General features: G+C 68.2%; 4 protein-coding genes. 3 read left to right on the forward strand and 1 reads right to left on the reverse strand.

What is annotated here, in order from left to right; genetic code table 11:
• Positions 1 to 210 precede the first annotated feature (210 nt).
• Positions 211 to 1,311: a tRNA preQ1(34) S-adenosylmethionine ribosyltransferase-isomerase QueA gene (queA, locus tag ER13_RS16510; protein ID WP_035311055.1), complete on the reverse strand. Its 1,101-nt coding sequence runs from the start codon at positions 1,309 to 1,311 to the stop codon at positions 211 to 213.
• Between the two features lie 83 nt (positions 1,312 to 1,394).
• On the opposite strand from queA, the gene ER13_RS16515 reads away from it, so the two are divergent.
• From ER13_RS16515 to ER13_RS16520, 3 genes are all read left to right on the forward strand, one after another.
• A complete protein-coding gene (locus tag ER13_RS16515; protein ID WP_231492581.1) occupies positions 1,395 to 1,739 on the forward strand; it encodes a hypothetical protein in 345 nt (114 codons plus the stop codon).
• Positions 1,727 to 1,861, forward strand: a complete 135-nt coding sequence (locus tag ER13_RS19205; protein WP_255347098.1) for a hypothetical protein — start codon at positions 1,727 to 1,729, stop codon at positions 1,859 to 1,861. The genes ER13_RS16515 and ER13_RS19205 overlap by 13 nt, the downstream gene beginning before the upstream one ends.
• A gap of 198 nt (positions 1,862 to 2,059) precedes the next feature.
• Complete coding sequence (locus ER13_RS16520; RefSeq protein ID WP_035311053.1) at positions 2,060 to 3,730, forward strand: lysine--tRNA ligase; 1,671 nt, start codon at positions 2,060 to 2,062, stop codon at positions 3,728 to 3,730.
• Positions 3,731 to 3,860: the final 130 nt, after the last annotated feature.

The following is a 3,860-nucleotide window of genomic DNA, read 5'->3' on the forward strand; positions in this document are numbered from 1 at the left end:
TCCCCCAAGGGGGGAGGATTTCGGTGTTCGCATTCCTCCCCCCTTGGGGGAGGTGGCGCGGCGCAGAGCGCCGTGACGGAGGGGGCGCTTCTGACGATGATGATGACCCTTGCTGGCTTCTGACACCGAGTCGTCCCCGCCTGGCGCTCGCTGACGCGATCGCCTGTCCTCCCCGTTCGCCTGCGCGAACGGGGGCGGTGAGCTTGGCGGTCAGGCGTGGTTTTCGGCCCCCCGGAACAGCAAGGAGCCGTCGCCGTAGGAGTAGAACCGGTAGCCGTCGGCGATGGCGTGGGCGTAGGCGGTCTTCATCGCAGCCCGGCCGGCGAAGGCGCTGACCAGCATGAAGAGGGTGGATTTGGGCAGGTGGAAATTGGTCATCAGCACGTCGACGGCGCGGAAGCGGTAACCGGGGGTGATGAAGATGGCGGTGTCGCCGTGGAAGGGGCGGATCTCGCCGGCCTCGGTCGCAGCGGATTCCAGCAGGCGCAGCGAGGTGGTGCCGACGCAGACGATGCGGCCGCCGGCGGCGTGGACGGCGTTCAGGGCGTCGGCGGTCTCGGGCGAGACCTCGCCCCATTCGCTGTGCATCCTGTGGTCGGCCAGGTCATCGGCCTTGACCGGCAGGAAGGTGCCTGCGCCGACATGCAGGGTGACGGCGTGGGTGGAGACGCCCCGGGCCCGGATCGCCTCGAGCAGGGCGGGGGTGAAATGCAGGCCCGCCGTGGGGGCGGCGACCGAGCCGTCGTGTTCGGCGAAGACGGTCTGATAGTCCGACCGGTCGCGGTCGTCCTCGGGCCGTTTGGCGGCGATATAGGGGGGCAGGGGCATGACCCCCACGTCGCGGATGGAGTCGTCCAGCGCCGGGCCGGACAGGTCGAACTTCAGGGTGATCAGGCCGTCTTCGCCCTTGTCGGCGACGGTGGCGTCGAGTCGGCCCAGGTCGCAGGCGGCGTCGGCTTCCTGTCCGAAGCGGATGCGGTCGCCCGGCTTGATGCGTTTGCCGGGCTTCATGAAGGCGGACCAGACGTCGGGGGCGTCGCGGTGGTGAAGGGTGGCCTCGACGGCGACCGTCAGGGTCTCTCCTTCGGGGCCGGGACGGGTGCGGACGCCCGACAGGCGGGCGGGGATGACGCGGGTGTCGTTGAACACCAGGGCGTCGCCGGGCCTCAGGAAGTCGGGCAGGTCGCGGATGACGCGGCCGTCCAGGGCGCCGTCCTTGACCACCAGCAGCCGGGCGGAATCGCGCGGATCGGCGGGCCGCAGGGCGATGCGGTCCTCGGGCAGGTCGAAGTCGAAATCGGCGGTCTTCATCGGCGGGGCAAAGGCCATGCCGGGCGCGGGGGGTCAAGTGCGGCGGCCGGTGAACCTCCGCGCGCCTGCGGGGTTGAGGTAGCATGAAAACCCTCGCCCTCCTTCCCTCCGTCCTCATCGGCGCCGTCGCCAGCGCCCGGTCCATGACGCCCATGGCGGCCCTTGCAGGGGCGCGGCTGGCGCACCGGGAGACGCCGGGGCGGCTGGTGCTGCTGGATCATCCGCTGTTCAAGTTCGGCGGTCTGGCCATGGGGGTGGGCGAACTGTTCGGCGACAAGATGAAGTCGGCGCCGGACCGGACGGTGTTCCTGGGCCTGCTGGCGCGGGTGATGAGCGCGGGGATCGCGGCTCGGCCCTGGCGCCGCGCGGGCGCGAGAAGCTGGGGGCTGTGCTGGCGGTCGGGACGGCGGTTCCGTTGGCCTATCTGACGCTGCGAGGACGCAAGACGGCGATGAAGCGGATCGGGCAGACGAAGAGCGGGCTGATCGAGGATGCGATCATCGTGGCGGCCGGGGCGGCGGTGGTGAGTTGGGCGGTGGGACGGCGATGACCCTGAACCCGTCACCCTCGGGCTTGTCCCGAGGACCCACGGCGGACACGGGCTGGAACGCGACCGCACTAACGACCTGCCAACCGTCATCGTTCGAATTTCGCGGACAGGTGGGCCCTCGGGACAAGCCCGAGGGTGACGGAGCGGGTGGAAGGATAGGCGGTTGACCCGGCGGTTTGCAGACTGCAAACCGCCGCCATGCTTCAGAACCTCGAAAATCTCGCCCGTGAGGCCAAGTCCTGGCCGTTCGAACAAGCCCGCAATCTGCTGGCCCATGTTCTGAAAAAGCGGCTGGGCGAAAGCGAGCGGGCCGAGGCGCGGGCGCTGATCGACGCAGGCAAGGCCGACGAGGCCCTGGCGAAGTTCGAGGCCCTGCGCCGGCCGGTGGTGCTGGAGACCGGATACGGGCCGTCGGGCCTGCCGCACATGGGCACCTTCGGCGAGGTGGCGCGGACCACCATGGTGCGCAACGCCTTCCGGGCGCTGACCGGCGACCACTGGGCCACGCGACTGATCGCCTTCAGCGACGACATGGACGGGTTGAGGAAGGTGCCGGAAGGCGTGCCAAACCCGGAGATGCTGCGCGAGGATCTGAACCTGTCGCTGACGCGGGTGCGCGATCCGTTCGGCACGCACGACAGTTTCGGGGCGCACAATAATGCGCGGCTGCGGGCGTTTCTGGACGGGTTCGGCTTCGACTACGAGTTCATGAGCTCGACCGAGACCTATAAGTCCGGCGTGTTCGACGCGACGCTGCTGACCCTGCTGGAGCGGTTCGACGCGGTCATGGCCATCATGCTGCCGACCCTGGGCGAAGAGCGGCGGGCGACCTATTCGCCCTTCCTGCCGGTCAGCCCGATCACGGGCCATGTGCTGCAGGTCCCGACGCTGGAGCGGAATGTCGACAAGGGCACCATCGTCTTCGACGATCCGGCCGGCGGACGCACCGAACTGCCGGTCACGGGCGGTCATGTGAAGCTGCAATGGAAGCCGGACTGGGCCATGCGCTGGGTCGCGCTGGACGTCGATTACGAGATGTCGGGCAAGGACCTGATCGAGAGCGTGCGCGAGAGCGGCAAGATCTGTCGCGCCCTGGGCGGCACGCCGCCGGAAGGGTTCAACTACGAGCTCTTCCTGGATATCGAGGGCAAGAAGATCTCCAAGTCCAAGGGCAACGGCCTGACGATGGACGAATGGCTGCGCTACGGCACGCCGGAGAGCCTGAGCTGGTACATGTTCCAGTCGCCGAAGTCGGCCAAGAGCCTGCACTTCAACGTCATTCCGCGCGCCATCGACGACTATCTGGCCTTCATCGAAAGCTACAAGACCCAGGAGCCGGCCAAGCGGATCGACAACGCCGTCTGGTCGATCCATGCCGGGAACCCGCCGACCCATACCTCGCCGGTGTCGTTCGCCCTGCTGCTGAACCTGGTGGGGGTGGCCAACGCCTCGACCAAGGACCAGCTGTGGGCCTATTTCGCCAAATATCTGCCCGAGGCGACGCCGCAGAACGAGCCGCTGCTGGACCAGCTGATGGACCGGGCGCTGAACTATTACGAGGACTTCGTGAAGCCCTCGAAGGCGTATCGCCTGCCGGACGACAAGGAGAAGGCGGCGCTGCTGGATCTGGCGGAACGGCTGAAGGCGTTGCCGGCGGACACCACGGACGGTGAGCTGATCCAGAACGAGGTCTTTGCGGTTGGTAAGGCGCATGAGGTCGAGCCGCTGCGGGCCTGGTTCGGGGCGCTGTACGAGGTGCTGCTGGGCGCCAGCCAGGGGCCGCGCTTCGGCTCGTTCGCGGCCATCTACGGCCTGCCGCAGACCATCGCCCTGATCGAGGCGGGGGCGAACGGGCGGCTGGCGGGCTAACCTGATCGGCCCTGGCGGGAGGCGGTCTCGGGGGGGGGGGGTGGCTCTTATACACAACTGACGATGGCGAGGACACACCAGGAGACAGGCCCGGGGGGGGCGGAAAAGTGTCAAAAAAAAACGAGAAGAG

The sequence above is a fragment of the Brevundimonas sp. EAKA genome (assembly GCF_000698025.1).
GTDB lineage: Bacteria > Pseudomonadota > Alphaproteobacteria > Caulobacterales > Caulobacteraceae > Brevundimonas > Brevundimonas mediterranea_A.

Coding starts and splice junctions, on each gene's coding strand:
- queA (WP_035311055.1), bottom strand. CDS start 1,311: ATGAAGACCGCCGATTTCGACTTCGACCTGCCCGAGGACCGCATCGCC.
- ER13_RS16515 (WP_231492581.1), top strand. CDS start 1,395: ATGAAAACCCTCGCCCTCCTTCCCTCCGTCCTCATCGGCGCCGTCGCC.
- ER13_RS16520 (WP_035311053.1), top strand. CDS start 2,060: ATGCTTCAGAACCTCGAAAATCTCGCCCGTGAGGCCAAGTCCTGGCCG.